Raw genomic sequence first — 17,138 nt, 5'->3', positions numbered from 1 at the left:
TAGCCGATTTTCAGTTTGCCAGCTGCGCCAGCACCATGTCGAGCAAGGCGCGCAGCCGCGCCAGGCGCCGCATGTCGCGATGATAGCCGAGCCAGGTATCGCGGCCGGGCGGCTGTTCGCCCAGGTCGACGCGCTTGACGCCAGGCAGGCGGTCCCCCAGTGGCCGCGGCAAAACCGCCAGCCCGGCGCCGCGCGCACACATCTGCGCCTGCACATCGCGGTCGTTGCTGCGGAATACCACGCGTGCATTCGGCAGCATTCGTTCCAGCCAGGCGGCATCCGGCATGCCGCCAAAGGCCGTATCCATGCTGATCAGCGCTGCGCCCTTGCCATCGCCAGCCACGGGATGCGGCAAGCCGGCCGCAAGATACAAGCCGTAAGGCATGTGCAACAGCTTGCGCGACACCACGTCGGGTTCGTCAAAGGGCAGGATGCGAAACGCCAGATCGGCCTCGCGCCGCGCCAGGCTGAAGAAGCGCGCATCGGTCAGCATTTCAACCGTGACGCGCGGATGCTTGCCGGCGAACTCGGCCAGCACCGGCGTCAGTACATGGGCGGCAAACCAGCCGGAGGCGGTAATCCTCAGCATGCCTTCCAGATGCTGCTCCTGACCGGCCAGCTGCCGCTGGAAGGCTTGCGCCTCCTCTTCCATCCGCTCAGCATGGCTCAGCACCGCAGCGCCCTCGTCGGTGAGGATGAAGCCATCGCTTGTACGCTGGAACAATTGGTGGCCGACCGCCTGCTCCAGGACCCGCAAGCGCCGGCCCATGGTCGGCTGGGTCTGCCCTATCTTGCGCGCCGCCGCGCCCAGCGTTCCTTCCCGCGCGATCGCCAGGAATATGCGCAGATCACTCCATTCCATGCTGTTGCACCTTTATCGGCTGTGTGGATCTATTTATCGCGAATGGCGTCGCGCTAACAATTACATGCATTTTTGCATGGATATCATGCAAAACATTTGATTTTCATGCAGATTACACAGGTATATCTTGAAGCGGTCAACTCAACTTCAAGGAAAATCATCATGACTCAGGCAAACTCAATGCACGCCACCGTATTGGAAAACCACGGCGCGCCATTCCGCCTCACTACTATCGCCCGTCCCATTCCCGGTCCGGGACAAGTGCTGGTGCGCATCATGGCCAGCGGCGTCAATCCGCTCGACCTCAAGATACGCAGCGGTGAAGCAGCCCATGCCAGGCATCCGCTGCCGGCGATCCTCGGCATCGACATGGCCGGCGTAGTGGAAGCAGTCGGGCCCGGCGTCAGCAATTTCCGCCATGGCGACGAAGTGTATGGCATGACCGGCGGCGTCGGCGGCGTGCAAGGCTCGCTGGCTGAGTTAGCCGCAGTCGACGCCGAACTGCTGGCGCTCAAGCCGGCCAACTTCAACATGCGCGAAGCCGCAGCCCTGCCGCTGATCTTCATCACCGCCTGGGAAGGCCTGGTGGACCGGGCCCGCATCCATGGCGGGCAGAATCTGCTGGTCCAGGGCGGCGCCGGCGGCGTCGGCCATATCGCGATCCAGATAGCGCTGGCCTTCGGCATGCGGGTATTTGCCACCGGCTCCGCCGACAAAGCCGGCTTCATCGAACGCCTGGGCGCCACCGCCATCGACTACAAGCAGGCTACGGTTGAGCAATATGTCGCCCTCCATAGCGGCGGCCGCGGCTTCGATGTGGTCTACGACACTGCCGGCGGCGCCAGCCTGGATGCCTCGTTCAGCGCCGTTGCACGCTTCGGCCATGTGGTCAGCTCGCTCGGCTGGGGTACGCATGCACTGGCTCCGCTCTCCTTCAAGGCGGCCAGCTATTCTGGCGTCTTCACCTTGCTGCCCTTGCTCAGCGGCGAAGGCCGTTTGCAGCATGGCGATATCCTGCGCGAGGCGACGCGGCTGGCCGAGAGTGGAAAAATCATGCCGCTGCTGGATCCGCACCGCTTTAACCTGAGCTCAGTCGACGCAGCCTACGCATTGATAAAAAGCCGGCAGGCTGCCGGCAAACTGGTAATCGATATTGCCGGATAAGCCTGCGGAGTCAGGGCGGCCTGAGAAATCCGGCCGTCGTCGGAAGATGGCGTTGCATAAGCAAGTATTTTTACCAAGGTAATATTGACCGCGCAATTAAACCCGGGTAATATTGCATCACTTACTTAACTTATGAGAGTCATTACGCCATGAGCACTCCCACCAATCCGGTAATCGCCTTTGCCGGATCGCACCGCATCGCCGCAGGTCAGCTCGCGCTGGTGGCCTTGAAAGCAAAAGAACTTATAGACCGCAACGACAGCGCCGCCATCCTGATTTTCGACGACGTCACCAGCGAGCAGGTCGAAGTGGATTTCCGCGGCAGCGCAGAGCAAGTGCTGCAGCGCCTGGCGGCCAACGACACTCCTGCCGCCACGCCTAAAGAGAACTCCGGCAGCCAAGAACCTGCGCGCGGTCCCGGCCGTCCCAAACTGGGCGTCATCGGCCGCGAAGTCACCCTGCTGCCGCGCCACTGGGACTGGCTCAACGCCCAGTCAGGCGGCGCTTCGGTAGCCCTGCGCAAGCTGGTAGAGGAAGCGCGGCGGCACAGCGAGCAGCGCGACCAGCTGCGCCGCGCCCAGGAATACGCCTATCGCTTCATGTCGGCCATGGCTGGCAACAGCGCAGATTTCGACGAAGCGGCGCGGGCTTTGTTTGCCGGCGACCAGGCTGGATTCGCACTGCTGGTCGAGTCCTGGGAGCCGGACGTCCGCGATCACCTCAAGGTCTTGGCAAGCCGGGCCTTTACAGCATGACCACGCGAGTATTTAGCGTCAACGCCGAAGAAATCGGCGCTTTAATCCAGCGGCCCGGATAACAATATCAGCGCTGCCTGAGCTTGCAATTGGTGCGCAGAGTCAAACGCGCCCCTCTCAGGATCACTTGCCCAGGCGCGCGGATCCGGACCAAATGCCGCTTCCGGCTGCCAGGCAAACAGGGTGCAGACCAGCTCACCCAGTTCGACCCCAAGATGATCGCGTGCCGCCGCCGCGCCGCCATCGGCCAGATCGGCGGCCAGCGCAAACTCCCTGAAAGCGTTCCAGTCCTTGGCCATATGCGCCACTAGGATACGCGCCAGATCGTAGGACAGAAGATTGCCGTCATCGGTCCGGAGAAAAGACTGGCCCGACCAGAACTCTTGCAACGTGTCTTCGCGCCAGAATGCCAGGTGCTTGCGGTGCAGCTCTTGCGGCGTGCGGCGACGATCAGCCCGCGGTGCGAAACGCTGCTCGGTGTTCACGGCCAACCCTTCGTTCAGCCACGCCGGCAGCGGCAAATGGCTTACGCAGCCATGCGTCATTTCATGCGTGATGACAGGTTCTATCTGGCGCAAGTCTTCCTTCACCGTCACATAATGGCCGCAGCCGCCGTTGATGTACATGCCGCCGCTGAACGCGAACTCCCCGGCATCAGGGTAGCAACAGGAAACATAGTTGTAATAACTGTCGCCGTCATCGAAAATTATCAAGATATCCTTCCCCAACGGCACCACCTGCGCGATGCCGTCAAGAGTCTTGATCACCCGTTTCAGGGTGAGCTCCATGTAGCCGAGCGTGGCGCGGGCTACGTTGTTCTCGAGCGAGGACAACAGGATGGCGTTCTCGGATTCACGTATTGCAAAACCAGTTCCGAGAGCGGCCCTGAAGTGCAGCAGCCATGCTCGCTCGCTCGCCAGCCAGGCTTTCGCCTGGAGATCTGGCGGCACAGTTTCGCTGACCCAGGCCCGCACAGCGTCCCAGTCTAAAATGGGGAATTTTTCGTGATACGCGATTTGACTAGCGAGCTGAAACGAAATATTTTCATCCACCACCACTTCCGCTGGCAGCGTTTCAACGTCGGCAAATATCGGCATTTCGGCGACAACCTGACTTCTCTTGGCTGGCAACAGCGCGTTACGGATAAAATCAAACATGGGATGCGGATTTGTTAAAGAAATATGTCATGTTTCGGAACCTTCTACTTTTCGAAAATCATGTCTTCAAGTGTTCCAGCGCATTTTGCGCGTCAACGACGCCCTCCTCACAAGCTTGCCGGATAAAGTCCAATCCCGCTTCCCGGTTTTTCACAATTCTGTTAGAGCCATGAAAAAGATCCAGCCCATGACTCAGCATGGCGCGCGCGTACCCCGCTTCTGCGGCTTTCTTAAACCAGGCTGACGCGACGCTTTGATCCTTTACTACGCAATCCCCAACGTCGTAATAGACGCCAAGCAGATATAAGGCTGGTGGATGGCCCAACTGCGCGGCTTCTGTCACGAGCGCCAGATGGCGCCGCTCAAAACCTTCTTCCGTTTCTGTCCCTGCAATGCTGAAACTCGCATACAAGAACAATGCTTCTGGCCATTTTTCCGCTACTAACGGCCGCAAGATCTTCTCCGCAGCCTTGCAGCTGCCGCTGTCAATTTCTGCTTGCGCCGTTTCCAGCAAATGCTGCCGTTCATTCGGGCTCATGTCTACCGCTTTCGTATACGCAGGGATCACCAATCCGGCATTTTTCCAATTTCATCGACAACCGAAAACGGCACCTGTAATGCTGAACACGTTGCAACGAGGTCGTTAAAAAGCCTGTCCTGATTTTTACCAAAAAACAAGGGTTGACGTTCGGCGCCCACATAGGAATTCCAAAGGGAGAACTGTTCGCAATGAGCGCCGATCCAATCCAGCAAATCCAGGTCGATCCTTGCCCCATACACAATCAGATCCAGTACCGGACGATCCGGGACCGGGAAGTCTTTGCCATATCTCGCGTAGAGTTTCTGCCGTGCTACTGCGATCCTGTACTAGGACATTTCCCGGGCCGCTAATGCGAAAGCACTATTTGTCTGATGAAAACAGATGCCGCCGAACGCCGATATTCTCGAAAGAAAAGCGCGGGAGTCAGCGGGATTCTCATAGGTGATTATATTTCCGGATTTATCAGCAATGCTGCCATTAAGCAGTATCGAGTTCAGAACCCGCTCTCCCGGTTCACTTGAAAAGAAACAGATCTCCCCTGAATGTTCTCGGTAAGTGATCAAGGTGGAGGACGCATTATCCAAAATTGGAGAGCACATTCCCAGTCCACCATTGCCTTTATGAACGAAGACGCCCGATTTCATTCCTTTTTTCTTTCTGAAAAATAGCCGAAGCGACGGCTTGTTCCCATCGGATGGGCAGTGCTTTGCGACCAGTCACGCCGTCGCGTTTCAGTCAATAGCATTGGCGTCATGGCATCGGAATAACAAAGACACCGCTATGGCGATTCAAGTCCTTGCTGGTTGGCGACCTCGGAGCATATGACCATAAGATTGCAATCGATGATTTAGCATGGACTTGGTCAAAGTCGGCAAATCTCTCATCTAGGGCTATGCTTCCATCAATGAATTCAGTCGGCTTCAGCGTTATCGTGCCCAGTAAATGATGTATACGCCCCTGCTCCATCATTTCCTCAAAATTTGCCGTGAGTGCGATTCCCTTCAGGGACAAATTGCCAGGGCGATCGAGCCAAGGGAGGCCATCCCGATAGAGCGTCAGATCTTCTGTGCCCAGATTCTCCATTTTCAATTTGAGGAAATATTTTTCACCATTTTTCTGCATTTCCGCATGCATTCCCAGCTGCTCTCTTCCATGAGCTGGCATCAGGACCAGAAAACTCCCCGCCACCGATAACATCAATAGCCAATAATTGAATTTCACCATGTCTATTTTCAGGTAAATTGCTTCCGCTTAGATGCTGAATATCGTTGCGGCAATGACACCGAGCACGATCAGGCCCATGATGATTTGCAACCCAGCAGGTCCCAGAAAGCCAAAAAATCGTCTTGCCGCCGCCACATCGCTATTGCCGCATTCAGGACACCCCACATGCGTAAACTCCGATAATGAAAAATGCCTTTTTGCGGAGAACAATAGGTCCCTTGGTTGTGGCGGCTCGGGGCTGTCAAACCCATGCCCGCATTGCGAACACTTGTGCACTTCCATTTACGCACACGCTCCATTGAAAGTAGGGAAGCCTGCAGAATTACATTTTTCTGCGCATTTCAAACTGCCCGCATCGGCTATCGATCGGCTGTCGTTAACGTTGCCAAAGCTGGCTGACAATTGACTTCATCAGGATCCATGTGCAAACACCGGCGGCAGTCGGTAGCAGTAAAGCGATCAAGCTGCCTGCAGTCATGTTCCCGACCAGCGAGATCAACCCTGCCTGCAAATCGTGATATCCGATAAAAATCACTATCGATGTCGGCAACAGGACGGTGAAAATCAAGAGAAGCACCAATATCTCGACAGCCCTGGTTTGTTTGGCAAGGAAAAACATAGCAATGGTCGAAATACAGGCCGAAACGGCGTTCCCGATATGACCACCTATCGGATTGACGAGCGCGACCGATAAAAATATCGCGGCAAATAACAGATAAAAACCTATTCGCTTCATTGCGGCGCTTTCTTGTTGCTGATGTAGCTGCCGGCGGAACAAGCCAGCACGACGACCATATCCCCCCACGGCTAAATCAATTTCATATTTAGCCACATTTTAATTATCCAATTATCAATGCAATATGGCAACTAATTTAATTGCCCAAGGAAAATCTCAGCGGGCTTGCGGGCCAAAACCGAATTTGCTTACATCAGCCGGCCATTCTGCCGCTTCATGCACAAACAACCGCGCCGTAAACTAAAATGCTGTATTAACGTCGCTTGCAACCAAGCCGTAACCATCAGGACTGTTTCCTCCCAATGACCGCCCAACTGAAAACACCAGCTGCACATCCCCTCGACCATCTGAAAATAGCCAACTCCTTTGCCGAGCTGCCGTCGTCGTTCTACACCCGCCTGATGCCAACGCCGCTGCCGGCGCCCTACCTGGTCGACGCCAGCGCGTCCGCGGCGAGCCTGATCGGACTGACGCCAGCGGCTTTGGCCAGCCAGGAGTTGCTGGAAGCGCTGGCCGGCAACCGCCTGCATCCCAACTCGACCCCGCTGGCAGCCGTCTACTCCGGCCATCAGTTCGGCGTCTGGGCTGGCCAACTGGGCGATGGTCGCGCCATCCTGCTGGGTGATGTCGAGGCGGCCGCCGGCGGGCGTATGGAATTGCAGCTCAAGGGCGCCGGCGCAACGCCCTATTCGCGCATGGGCGACGGCCGCGCCGTGCTGCGCTCTTCGATCCGTGAGTATCTGTGCTCGGAAGCGATGGCCGCGCTTGGCATCCCTACTTCGCGCGCGCTGGCGATCGTCGGCTCCGACCAGCTGGCGATGCGCGAGCGGCCCGAGACCACGGCGGTGGTGACACGCATGGCGCCCAGCTTCGTGCGCTTCGGTTCCTTCGAGCACTGGTATTACAACAACCAGCACGACACCCTGAAAACCCTGGCCGACTATGTCATCGCCGGCTTTTATCCGGAATTGCTGGCGGCCGCCAATCCCTATCAAGCGCTGCTGGCCGAAGTAACCCGCCGCACCGCCCATCTGATGGCGCAATGGCAGGCGGTCGGCTTCATGCATGGCGTCATGAATACCGACAATATGTCTATCCTGGGACTGACGCTGGACTACGGCCCGTTCGGCTTCATGGAAGCCTACGACCCCAGCCATATCTGCAACCATACCGACCAGCAAGGCCGCTACGCCTATAACAAGCAGCCACAGATCGGCCACTGGAACTGCTTTGCGCTGGGCCAGGCCTTGCTGCCGCTAATCGGCAGCGTCGAGGCGACCGAAGCGGCGCTGAGCAGTTATCAGGCGCAATATGGGGCGAAACTGGATGAATTGCTGCACGCCAAGCTGGGACTGGCGACGCACCAGCCGGACGACGATAAATTGCTGGATGCCATGTTTGCGCTGATGCAAGCCAGCCATGTCGATTTCACACTGTTTTTCCGCCGCCTGGGCAATCTGCAGCTGGACGGCGCCGGCGCCGATACCCCCTTGCGCGACTTGTTCATAGACCGTGCGGCATTCGATGCTTGGGCGTTACAATACCGGGCGCGCCTGAAACTGGAAAATAGCCGGGACGACAGCCGCAAGCTTGCAATGGATGACTGCAACCCCAAATACGTATTACGAAACTATTTGGCGCAAACCGCAATCGAACAAGCGCAAAATAAGGACTTCTCGGAAGTCAGGAAACTGCTGGAAATTCTTGAAAACCCGTTTGACGAACAGCCGCAACACGCAAAGTACGCCGAATTGCCCCCTGACTGGGCGCGCGGACTGGAAGTCAGCTGTTCGTCCTAGATTGGAATCTTAAAACATGAGCAGCAGCAAAATCGTCAAGACCGATGCCGAATGGCGCGCCGAGCTGGACCCGATGGAATACGAAGTAACCCGCCATGCGGCGACCGAACGGGCATTCACCGGCCGGTTCTGGGATCACCACGAACATGGCATTTACACCTGCGTGTGCTGCAACACGCCCTTGTTCGAATCGGACGCCAAATTCGATTCCGGCTGCGGCTGGCCCAGCTATTTCAAAGCCATCAATCCCGACAATGTAGAAGAGCGCGTTGACCGTACTCATGGCATGATGCGCACTGAAATTTTATGCAAGGTGTGCGACGCCCATCTCGGCCACGTGTTTCCGGACGGACCGCCGCCTACAGGCCTGCGCTACTGCATCAACTCGGCATCGCTGCGGTTCGACCCGGCGGGCTGATTTATCAACCGCGCATTTATCCTGACTTATACTGACTGAAAGCACAGCAAACACATGAAGTTCCTGTTCGACCTTTTCCCGGTAATACTTTTCTTCGGCATCTTCAAGTGGAGCGAAGGAAGTCCTGAGGCCGCGCAATCGCTGGTCAGCCACTATCTGTCAGGCTTCGTTTCCGGCGGCGTCGTCACTGCCGCGCAGGCGCCGGTGCTGCTGGCGACCGCGGTAGCGATAGCCGCTACCGTGGCGCAGATCGGCTACCTGCTGCTGCGCCGCAAGAAAGTCGACGCCATGCTGTGGGTTTCGCTGCTGATCATCACCGTGTTCGGCGGCGCCACCATCTATTTCCATAACGAGACCTTCATCAAATGGAAGCCGACCGTGCTGTACTGGGCCTTTGCGGTGGCATTGATGGTCAGCCAGCTGCTGCTCAAGAAAAACCTGGTCCGCACCATGATGGAAAAGCAACTGGCCCTGCCTGAGCCGATCTGGACGCGCGTCGGCTTTGCCTGGATCGCCTTCTTTGCCCTCATGGGTTGCCTGAACCTGTACATCGCCTTCAATTATCCGACCGCGACCTGGGTCAACTTCAAGCTGTTCGGCGGCATGGGCCTGATGTTCGCCTTCGTGATCGGCCAAAGCATCCTGCTCTCCAAATACATCAAGGACCCCGATGAACCCAAGGCTTGATACCATTCGTAACAAATTGACAGCTGCGCTGGCCCCGCTGGAATGTATAGTGGAGGACGAATCGGCGCTGCATGTGGGACACGCCGGCGCCGCCTCAGGCGGCGGACACTACCGGGTGCGGATAGTTTGCGCGCTTTTTGAGGGACAAAACCGCTTAAAACGGCATAGGCTGGTGTATGATTGCCTAGCTGAAATGATGCACGCCGAAATTCATGCACTGGCTATCACTGCACTGGCACCATCTGAAACAAAAGCTGCGTAGAACATATTTATATGTAATCGGAAAGAATAATTGTCCTTCAAATATACTTCGGTTATTCTGCCCTGGTTTCGCATTAATTTATTAACAACCTCCCCAATTTAGGATTTGATAATGACATTTAAACCTTCACGTTTACTGGTGGTACTTTTTGCAGCTGCTGCATTGCCTGTCATGGCCCAAAACCTGGCAGTCGTGAACGGTAAGGCAATCCCTTCGTCGCGCGCTGACATGATGGTCAAGCAATTGTCCGCACAAGGCGGTCAGGCTGACACCCCGGAACTGCGCAACATGGTCAAGGATGAACTGATCAACCGTGAAGTGCTGATCCAGGAAGCCGACAAGCTGGGCCTGGGCAACAACGCTGACGTCAAGGCGCAAGCCGACATCGCTCGTCAATCGATCCTGATCCGCGCCCTGGTCGCCGACTTCATCAAGAAGAACCCGATCAAGGATGCCGACATCCAGGCTGAATACGACAAGTTCAAGGCACAGGCCGGCGACAAGGAATACCACGCACAGCATATCCTGGTTGAAAACGAAGCCGATGCCAAAGCCATCATCGTCAAGCTGAAAGCCGGCGGCAAGTTTGAAGACCTGGCCAAGCAATCGAAGGATCCAGGTTCGGCAGCCAATGGCGGCGATCTGGGCTGGGCAACGCCAGCTTCGTTCGTGAAGCCATTCTCCGATGCACTGGTGGCGCTGAAGCCAGGTCAACTGACTGAAACACCAGTCAAGACCCAGTTCGGCTACCACGTCATCAAGCTGGATGAAGTCCGCGCCGCCAAGATCCCTACCCTGGCTGAAGTAAAGCCGCAAATCACTGAAGCTCTGCAACAGAAGAAACTGCAAGCTTACCAGCAAGATCTGCGTGCCAAAGCCAAGGTGCAATAAGACCTGCGCAGCATAACCGGCAAAACACCCGCTGGAAAAAGCGCTCTTCGGAGCGCTTTTTTTACGCCCTCGCACTTATCGATCGGCGTTGAGAAAAGCGAAACAAGCAATTACAATGAGGCAACTCAAACTCGGGATTGCACAATGGCCGCCACGCTGCTCAACGTATCCAGCCTTTGCAAATCCTATGGCGACCGCCGCGCGGTCGATAATATCTCGTTCCAGGTCCGGCAGGGGCAAACGCTAGGCCTGATCGGCCCCAACGGCGCCGGCAAGTCAACCACGGTCAGCCTTATCTGCGGCCTGCTGCGGCCGGACGCCGGCGAGATCCTGCTGGATGGGGTGGCCGTCAACGCCGGTAATAGCGCCGCCAAACACAAGATCGGACTGGTACCGCAAGACCTGGCGCTGTACGAAGACTTGTCCGCCAACGAGAACCTGAAATTGTTCGGCGCGCTCTACGGCCTTGGCGGCAATCACCTGAAGAGCCGTTGCAGCGAAGTGCTGGCGCTGGTCAACCTGAGCGACCGCGCGGCCGACAAGCCGAGCAGCTTTTCCGGCGGCATGAAGCGCCGGCTCAATATCGCCGCCGCGCTGCTGCACGATCCGCAACTGCTGATCCTGGACGAACCGACCGTCGGCGTCGATCCGCAAAGCCGCAACGCCATCTTCGACAGCCTTGAGCAGCTCAAGCGCCAGGGCCGCTCGCTGATCTACACCAGCCACTACATGGAAGAAATCGAAAGGCTGGCCGACCACATCGTCGTCATCGATCACGGCAAAGTACTGGCCGATGAAAGCCCGGCTGCGCTGTATCGGCGGCTACCGGCGCAAGCAGCGCTGCGGGTCGATCTGGCGTTGCCCGCCGGCGCCATCCTGCTCGATCAGATCCGCCGTCAGCCGGGCGTCATCGATATCGCCGGCAAAGACAGCAGCCTGGAGATCGGACTGCGCGCAACGGAGGATGCGCTGCCGCTGCTGCAATGGCTCACCGCCAGCGGCCAACCGCCGCTGCACTTCATGACCGCCAAGGCCAAGCTGGAAGACATTTTCCTGGGCCTGACCGGACGCAGCCTGCGCGACTGAGCGCCGGCAAACATCAACATTCCTCCCTCTTCCGTTTCGGAGCACCGCCCATGAGCGCCTTGACCGCCCTGGTCCGCAAGGACCTGATCCTGTACCTGAGCAACCGCCGCGCGCTGCTGATCAGCCTGCTGATGCCGATCGTGCTGGGCGCCTTTTTCGGCTATCTGTTCGGCGGCTCCGGCGCGGTCAGCAACGGCAAGATCGACATCGCCCTGGTCCAGCTCGACGACAGCGGCACCAGCCGCAAGATCGCTGCGGGACTCAAGGGCGACAGCACGCTCAATGTCCAGGAACTGCCGCTGGCTGCGGCGCAGGACAAGGTCCGTCATGGCAAGCTGAGCGTGGCGGTGGTGCTGCCGGCCGGCTTCGGCGCGGCTGCCAAGAACGCCTTCTTCGGCGGCCGCAACAAGCCCGCGATAGCGGTGTACTACGATCCCTCGCAGCAAGCAGTGCTGGCGATGGTGAAAGGCATGCTGACCCAGTACGTGATGCAGAATGTCAGCGCCGAGATGTTCGATATCAAGGCTAGCGATTCCTACCTGAACACCAGCATCGACGCCTTGCAGCGCAATGCCTCGCAGAATCCGGATCTGCTGAAAATGCTGAGCAGCGTCAAGGAATACCAGTCGCGCACCGCTAAAAAAGAAGAAAACAGCGTGGATGAAAAACCGGCAGCGCCAGAGCAAGCAGGCTTGTCCGTGCCCTACTCCACCAACGACCAGGCACTCACTTCCGGCCTGCAGAAATACAATGGCTACGCCCACGCCTTCGCCGGCATGAGCGTGCAGTTCATCCTGTTCATGGGCATCGACGCCGGCATCGCGGTGCTGCTGTGGCGCCGCATGGGGCTGTGGAACCGGCTGCTGGCGGCGCCGATCACGCTCAATACGGTGCTGCTGGCGCGCGCACTGTCCAGCGCGATCATCGCCTTCGTCATCCTGTGCGTGATCTTCCTGTTCGCCATGCTGGTGCTGAAAGTGCAGATCGCCGGCAGCCTGCCCGGCTTCATCGGCGTCGGCATCTGCTTCGCCCTGGTCACCGCCAGCTTCGGCTTGCTGATCGCCGCCTTCGGCAAGACCCCGGAAGCGGCGCGCGGGCTGGCCATGTTCGCGACGCTGATCATGGTCATGCTGGGCGGCGCCTGGGTCCCGAGCTTCCTGTTTCCGCAGTGGCTGCAGACGCTGACGCTGGCGGTGCCGACACGCTGGGCGGTCGATGGCCTGGATGCCATGACCTGGCGCGGGCTGGGATTTGACACCGCATTGCCGGCGATGGCGGTGCTGTTGGGATTTGCCGTGCTGTTCGGCGGCCTGGCCGTATGGCGCTTCCGGCGCGATGCACTCAAAGAATAGGGAGTCAGCCGGCTTGGCTCAAATAAAAACGCAGCCCTGTAACAGCGGCTGCGTTTTTATTTGAAGACCAGATTCTTACAAGACGGCCGACGGCACTTCATGGTGAAGCGCCAGCCCGCTGCCAGCCGGGCTTAGCCGACCCACTTGCGCGCATTGCGGAACATGCGCATCCACGGAGAATCCTCGCCCCACGATTCAGGATGCCAGGACTGCTGGACGCTGCGGAATACCCGCTCGGCGTGCGGCATGCAGACCGTGAAACGGCCGTCCGGCGTCGTCACCGAGGTGATCCCTTGCGGCGATCCGTTCGGATTGTAGGGATAGCCTTCGCTGACCTGGCCCTTGTTGTCGACAAAACGCATGGCCACCAGCGCTTCCTTGATATCGCCGGTTTGCGAGAAGTCGGCAAAACCTTCGCCGTGAGCGATGGCAATCGCGCTCTGGGTGCCGGCCATGTCCTGGAAGAAAATCGAAGGTGACGATTCAACCTGCACCATGGAGAAGCGTGCTTCGAACTTCTCCGACTTGTTGCGGGTGAATTTAGGCCATGCCTGGGCGCCGGGGATGATGGCTTTCAGGTTGCTCATCATCTGGCAGCCGTTGCAGACGCCCAGCGCGAAGGTGTCGCCGCGCTGGAAGAACAAGGAGAACTGCTCGGCCAGCTTGGCGTTGAACAGGATGGTCTTGGCCCAGCCCTCGCCCGCTCCCAGCACGTCGCCGTAAGAGAAGCCGCCGACGGCGATGAAGCCCTTGAAGTCGTCCAGGCGGGCGCGGCCAGCGATCAGGTCGCTCATGTGGACGTCGACCGCGGTAAAGCCGGCCTGGTGCATCACATAGGCGGTTTCCACATGTGAGTTGACGCCTTGCTCGCGCAGGATCGCCACCCGTGGCTTGGCTGCCAGGTTGAGGAAAGGCGCGGCGATATTCTCTTGCATGTCGAACCGGATCTTTGGCGTGATGCCGGGATCGGCCGCATCCAGGATGCGGTCGTATTCGGCATCGGCGCTGGCCGGATTGTCGCGCAGGCGGGCGATGCGCCAGCTGGTTTCGCTCCACAGGCGCTGCAGGTCGATACGGGTCTGGCTGTAGATGGTCTTGGCGTCGCGGCTAAACTCGATGACGTCGCGCGTATTCGGCTTGCCGATGATGTGGCTGCAGGCACCCAGTTTGAAGCTGCGCAGCACATTCATGACCTCCGACTTTTGCTCGGCGCGCACTTGCAGCACCGCACCCAGTTCTTCGCTGAACAACGCGCGCAAGGTCAGCTCGTTGCGGCGCTCGGCCACCTGGCCGGTCCAGTTCTTGGAGTCGCCCCAGTCGGCTGCGTGCTCGCTTTCCATGGTCAGGATATCGAGATTGATCGACAGTCCGCTGTGGCCGGCAAACGCCATTTCGCACAAGGTGGTGAACAGCCCACCGTCGGAACGGTCATGGTAGGCCAGCAGTTTCTGTTCGCTGTTGAGTTGCTGGATCGCTGCGAAGAAGCCCTTCAGGTCTTCCGCACTGTCGACATCCGGCGTTTCATTGCCGATCTGTTGCATGACTTGCGTCAGAGCCGAAGCGCCCATGCGGTTCTTGCCGCGGCCGAGGTCGATCAGGATGATCGCGGTCTCGCCGGCATCACTGCGCAATTGCGGTGTCAGCGAACGGCGCACATCGCTGACCGGCGCGAAGGCGGAAACGATCAGCGACACTGGCGAAGTCACCGACTTGGCTTGATCCTGGTCCTTCCAGGTGGTGCGCATCGACAGCGAATCCTTGCCGACCGGGATGCTGATGCCAAGCGCCGGACACAGTTCCATGCCGACCGCTTTCACGGTATCGAACAAGGCGGCGTCCTGGCCGGGCTGGCCGCAGGCAGCCATCCAGTTGGCGGAAAGCTTGACGTCGGAGATGTCGGCGATCGCGGCGGCTGCAATGTTGGTCAAGGCTTCGCCCACCGCCATGCGGCCGGAAGCCGGCGCGTTGATCACGGCCAGCGGCGTGCGCTCGCCCATCGCCATCGCTTCGCCCAGATAGCCTTCGAAGCTCATGCTGGTGACGGCGCAATCGGCTACCGGGATTTGCCACGGGCCGACCATCTGGTCGCGCACCGAAGTGGCGCCGACGGTGCGGTCGCCGATGGTGATCAGGAAGGATTTGTCGGCCACTGCCGGCAGTTTCAGCACGCGCTGCGACACTTCCAGCAGGTTCATGCCGGTCAGGTCGACCGCCGGAAGCACCGGATTGAGGTGCTTGACGTCACGCAGCATTTTTGGCGGCTTGCCGAGCAAGACATCCATCGGCATGTCGACCGGGTTATTGTCGTGCTCAGGATCGATGACCTTCAGCTGACGCTCTTCCGTGGCGGTGCCGACCACCGCAAACAGGCAGCGTTCGCGCTGGCAGAAGTATTCGAACAGCGGCAGGCTTTCCGGTGCGATCGCCAGCACATAGCGCTCTTGCGATTCATTGCTCCAGATTTCCTTGGGCGCCATGCCGCTTTCTTCCAGCGGCACCTTGCGCAAGTCGAAAATCGCGCCGCGCTTGGCGTCGTTGGTGATTTCCGGGAAGGCGTTGGAGAGGCCGCCGGCGCCGACGTCATGGATAGACAGGATAGGATTCTTGTCATCCATCGCCCAGCAGGCGTTGATGACTTCCTGCGCGCGCCGTTCCATTTCCGGATTGCCGCGCTGGACCGAATCGAAATCCAGGTCCGCCGTATTGGAGCCGGTCGCCATCGACGACGCCGCGCTGCCGCCCATGCCGATGCGCATGCCGGGGCCGCCCAGCTGCACCAGCAAGCTGCCGACCGGCAGTTCGTTCTTCTTGGTGTGCTTGTCGGAGATGCTGCCGATGCCGCCGGCGATCATGATCGGCTTGTGATAGCCCTGCACGTTGCCGCCGACGTTTTGTTCGTAGGTGCGGAAGTAGCCGCCCAGGTTGGGACGGCCGAATTCGTTGTTGAAGGCAGCGCCGCCGAGCGGGCCGTCGATCATGATCTGCAGGGCCGAAGCGATGCGCTCTGGCTTGCCGTACGGCTTTGCTTCGCCCTGGCCGGTGACGGTCACGTCGGTGGCATTTTCCCAGGCTTGCTGCGCTTCCGGCAGCAGCAAGTTCGATACGGTGAAGCCGGTCAGGCCAGCCTTCGGCTTGGCGCCGCGGCCGGTCGCGCCTTCGTCGCGGATCTCGCCGCCGGCGCCGGTGGAAGCGCCAGGGAATGGCGAAATCGCGGTTGGATGGTTGTGCGTCTCGACCTTCATCAGGATATGCGTCAGCTCTTCCGAAGCGCGGTAGGTATTGCCTTCGGCGGCGCCGCGCGCATAGAAGCGCGACACGCTGGCACCTTCGATGATGGAGGAGTTGTCGCTATAGGCGACGATGGTGCCCTTGGGCGCCAGCTGGTGGGTGTTCTTGATCATGGCGAACAAGGACTTGTCCTGCGCTTCGCCGTCGATCACCCAGTCGGCGTTGAAAATCTTGTGGCGGCAATGTTCGCTGTTGGCTTGCGCGAACATCATCAGCTCGACGTCGGTCGGATTGCGCTTGGCGCTGGTGAAAGCGTTCAGCAGATAATCGATCTCGTCGTCCGACAGCGCCAGGCCCAGTTCGCTGTTGGCGTGTTCCAGCGCAGCCTTGCCGCCTGCCAGCAGATCGACGAAGGCCAGCGGCTTGGCGTCCAGTTCGCGGAACAGGCCAGCTGCCTGCTCGGCGCTGCGCAATACGGTTTCGGTCATGCGGTCGTGCAGTACGTCGGCGATGGCGCGTACGCTGTCCTCGCTCAGCTTCTTGGCCCCGCCCAGCAAGCCGCTCTTCAGCTTGACCTGATAGGCAATGCCGCGTTCGATGCGCTTGATATGCGCCATGCCGCAGTTGTGGGCAATGTCGGTGGCCTTGCTGGCCCACGGCGAAATGGTGCCGAAACGAGGAATCACGATGAATTCTTCGCCGCCTTCGCTAGCGCTGAACGGGTCGCCATAAGTCAGCAAGGCGTTCAGGCGGCCGATATCGTCCGGGCTGAGCGGTGTCGAGGCGTCGACAAAATGATCGAAACGGCCGCTGACTTCGACGACATTGCTGTCGATCGCTTGTAACTGGGCCAGAAGGCGTTGGGAACGGAAGGCGGGGAGAGCGTTGGAACCGGGCAAAATCAACATGGCGAGGGGGGAGTTGATGCAGCGTGGCTGCGGGTTAAATCAGAAGCCGTCATTATACAGTGATGCCC

General features: G+C 59.0%; 18 protein-coding genes. 9 read left to right on the top strand and 9 right to left on the bottom strand.

From position 1 onward, the window contains the following. Positions 1 to 10: 10 nt before the first annotated feature. Entirely contained in the window at positions 11 to 862 is an 852-nt protein-coding gene (locus BCF11_RS22860) for a LysR family transcriptional regulator (protein WP_098496774.1), read from the bottom strand. 162 nt (positions 863 to 1,024) lie between these two features. On the opposite strand from BCF11_RS22860, the gene BCF11_RS22855 reads away from it, so the two are divergent. Both BCF11_RS22855 and BCF11_RS22850 read left to right on the top strand, forming a co-directional pair. Next, entirely contained in the window at positions 1,025 to 2,026 is a 1,002-nt protein-coding gene (locus tag BCF11_RS22855; RefSeq protein WP_098496773.1) for a zinc-dependent alcohol dehydrogenase family protein, read from the top strand. 149 nt (positions 2,027 to 2,175) lie between these two features. Then, positions 2,176 to 2,781, top strand: a complete 606-nt coding sequence (locus BCF11_RS22850; RefSeq protein WP_098496772.1) for a DUF2239 family protein — start codon at positions 2,176 to 2,178, stop codon at positions 2,779 to 2,781. A 41-nt stretch (positions 2,782 to 2,822) separates the two neighbouring features. On the opposite strand, the gene BCF11_RS22845 is transcribed toward BCF11_RS22850, so the two are convergent. The 7 genes from BCF11_RS22845 to BCF11_RS22830 form a co-directional block, all read right to left on the bottom strand. Further along, positions 2,823 to 3,938 carry a hypothetical protein gene (locus BCF11_RS22845; protein ID WP_098496771.1) on the bottom strand — a complete coding sequence of 372 codons (1,116 nt, stop codon included), beginning with the start codon at positions 3,936 to 3,938 and terminating at the stop codon, positions 2,823 to 2,825. Between the two features lie 58 nt (positions 3,939 to 3,996). After that, a complete protein-coding gene (locus tag BCF11_RS22840) occupies positions 3,997 to 4,476 on the bottom strand; it encodes a tetratricopeptide repeat protein (RefSeq protein ID WP_143751421.1) in 480 nt (159 codons plus the stop codon). Positions 4,477 to 4,502: 26 nt separating this feature from the next. Next, positions 4,503 to 4,691 carry a hypothetical protein gene (locus BCF11_RS27755; protein ID WP_143751419.1) on the bottom strand — a complete coding sequence of 63 codons (189 nt, stop codon included), beginning with the start codon at positions 4,689 to 4,691 and terminating at the stop codon, positions 4,503 to 4,505. Positions 4,692 to 4,805: 114 nt separating this feature from the next. After that, complete coding sequence (locus tag BCF11_RS27750; protein ID WP_143751417.1) at positions 4,806 to 5,123, bottom strand: hypothetical protein; 318 nt, start codon at positions 5,121 to 5,123, stop codon at positions 4,806 to 4,808. A 106-nt stretch (positions 5,124 to 5,229) separates the two neighbouring features. Continuing rightward, positions 5,230 to 5,703 carry a hypothetical protein gene (locus BCF11_RS22835; RefSeq protein ID WP_098496769.1) on the bottom strand — a complete coding sequence of 158 codons (474 nt, stop codon included), beginning with the start codon at positions 5,701 to 5,703 and terminating at the stop codon, positions 5,230 to 5,232. A gap of 27 nt (positions 5,704 to 5,730) precedes the next feature. After that, positions 5,731 to 5,985 (bottom strand): hypothetical protein, encoded by a 255-nt coding sequence (locus BCF11_RS27745; RefSeq protein WP_143751415.1) that lies wholly within the window; start codon positions 5,983 to 5,985, stop codon positions 5,731 to 5,733. A gap of 94 nt (positions 5,986 to 6,079) precedes the next feature. Then, positions 6,080 to 6,535, bottom strand: a complete 456-nt coding sequence (locus BCF11_RS22830; protein ID WP_143751414.1) for a hypothetical protein — start codon at positions 6,533 to 6,535, stop codon at positions 6,080 to 6,082. A gap of 206 nt (positions 6,536 to 6,741) precedes the next feature. Here BCF11_RS22830 and BCF11_RS22825 point away from each other — a divergent pair, with 206 nt between their 5' ends. The 7 genes from BCF11_RS22825 (at position 6,742) to BCF11_RS22795 (ending at position 12,934) form a co-directional block, all read left to right on the top strand. Beyond that, positions 6,742 to 8,238, top strand: coding sequence for a YdiU family protein (locus BCF11_RS22825; protein WP_098496767.1), 1,497 nt, complete (start codon positions 6,742 to 6,744; stop codon positions 8,236 to 8,238). A gap of 16 nt (positions 8,239 to 8,254) precedes the next feature. Then, entirely contained in the window at positions 8,255 to 8,656 is a 402-nt protein-coding gene (gene msrB, locus BCF11_RS22820) for a peptide-methionine (R)-S-oxide reductase MsrB (RefSeq protein ID WP_098496766.1), read from the top strand. Between the two features lie 54 nt (positions 8,657 to 8,710). Next, the gene (locus tag BCF11_RS22815; protein ID WP_098496765.1) at positions 8,711 to 9,343 is read left to right on the top strand and encodes a septation protein A; all 633 of its coding nucleotides are present in this window, start codon (positions 8,711 to 8,713) and stop codon (positions 9,341 to 9,343) included. After that, positions 9,327 to 9,605 carry a BolA family transcriptional regulator gene (locus BCF11_RS22810; RefSeq protein ID WP_098496764.1) on the top strand — a complete coding sequence of 93 codons (279 nt, stop codon included), beginning with the start codon at positions 9,327 to 9,329 and terminating at the stop codon, positions 9,603 to 9,605. Before BCF11_RS22815 ends, BCF11_RS22810 begins: the two co-directional genes overlap by 17 nt. A gap of 111 nt (positions 9,606 to 9,716) precedes the next feature. Further along, positions 9,717 to 10,496 (top strand): peptidylprolyl isomerase, encoded by a 780-nt coding sequence (locus BCF11_RS22805; protein WP_098496763.1) that lies wholly within the window; start codon positions 9,717 to 9,719, stop codon positions 10,494 to 10,496. 144 nt (positions 10,497 to 10,640) lie between these two features. Further along, complete coding sequence (locus BCF11_RS22800) at positions 10,641 to 11,582, top strand: ABC transporter ATP-binding protein (protein ID WP_098496762.1); 942 nt, start codon at positions 10,641 to 10,643, stop codon at positions 11,580 to 11,582. A gap of 50 nt (positions 11,583 to 11,632) precedes the next feature. Beyond that, positions 11,633 to 12,934, top strand: coding sequence for an ABC transporter permease (locus BCF11_RS22795; protein ID WP_098496761.1), 1,302 nt, complete (start codon positions 11,633 to 11,635; stop codon positions 12,932 to 12,934). 131 nt (positions 12,935 to 13,065) lie between these two features. Here the strand turns inward: BCF11_RS22795 and purL are convergent, their stop codons facing one another. Beyond that, positions 13,066 to 17,070: a phosphoribosylformylglycinamidine synthase gene (gene purL / locus BCF11_RS22790; protein WP_098496760.1), complete on the bottom strand. Its 4,005-nt coding sequence runs from the start codon at positions 17,068 to 17,070 to the stop codon at positions 13,066 to 13,068. Between the last annotated feature and the right edge of the window lie 68 nt (positions 17,071 to 17,138).

This window comes from Collimonas sp. PA-H2 (genome assembly GCF_002564105.1).
In the GTDB taxonomy this organism is placed as follows: Bacteria; Pseudomonadota; Gammaproteobacteria; order Burkholderiales; family Burkholderiaceae_D; genus Collimonas.
The sequence above is the reverse complement of the archived record's forward strand: the minus strand, read 5'-3'. Positions and strand labels throughout refer to the sequence as shown.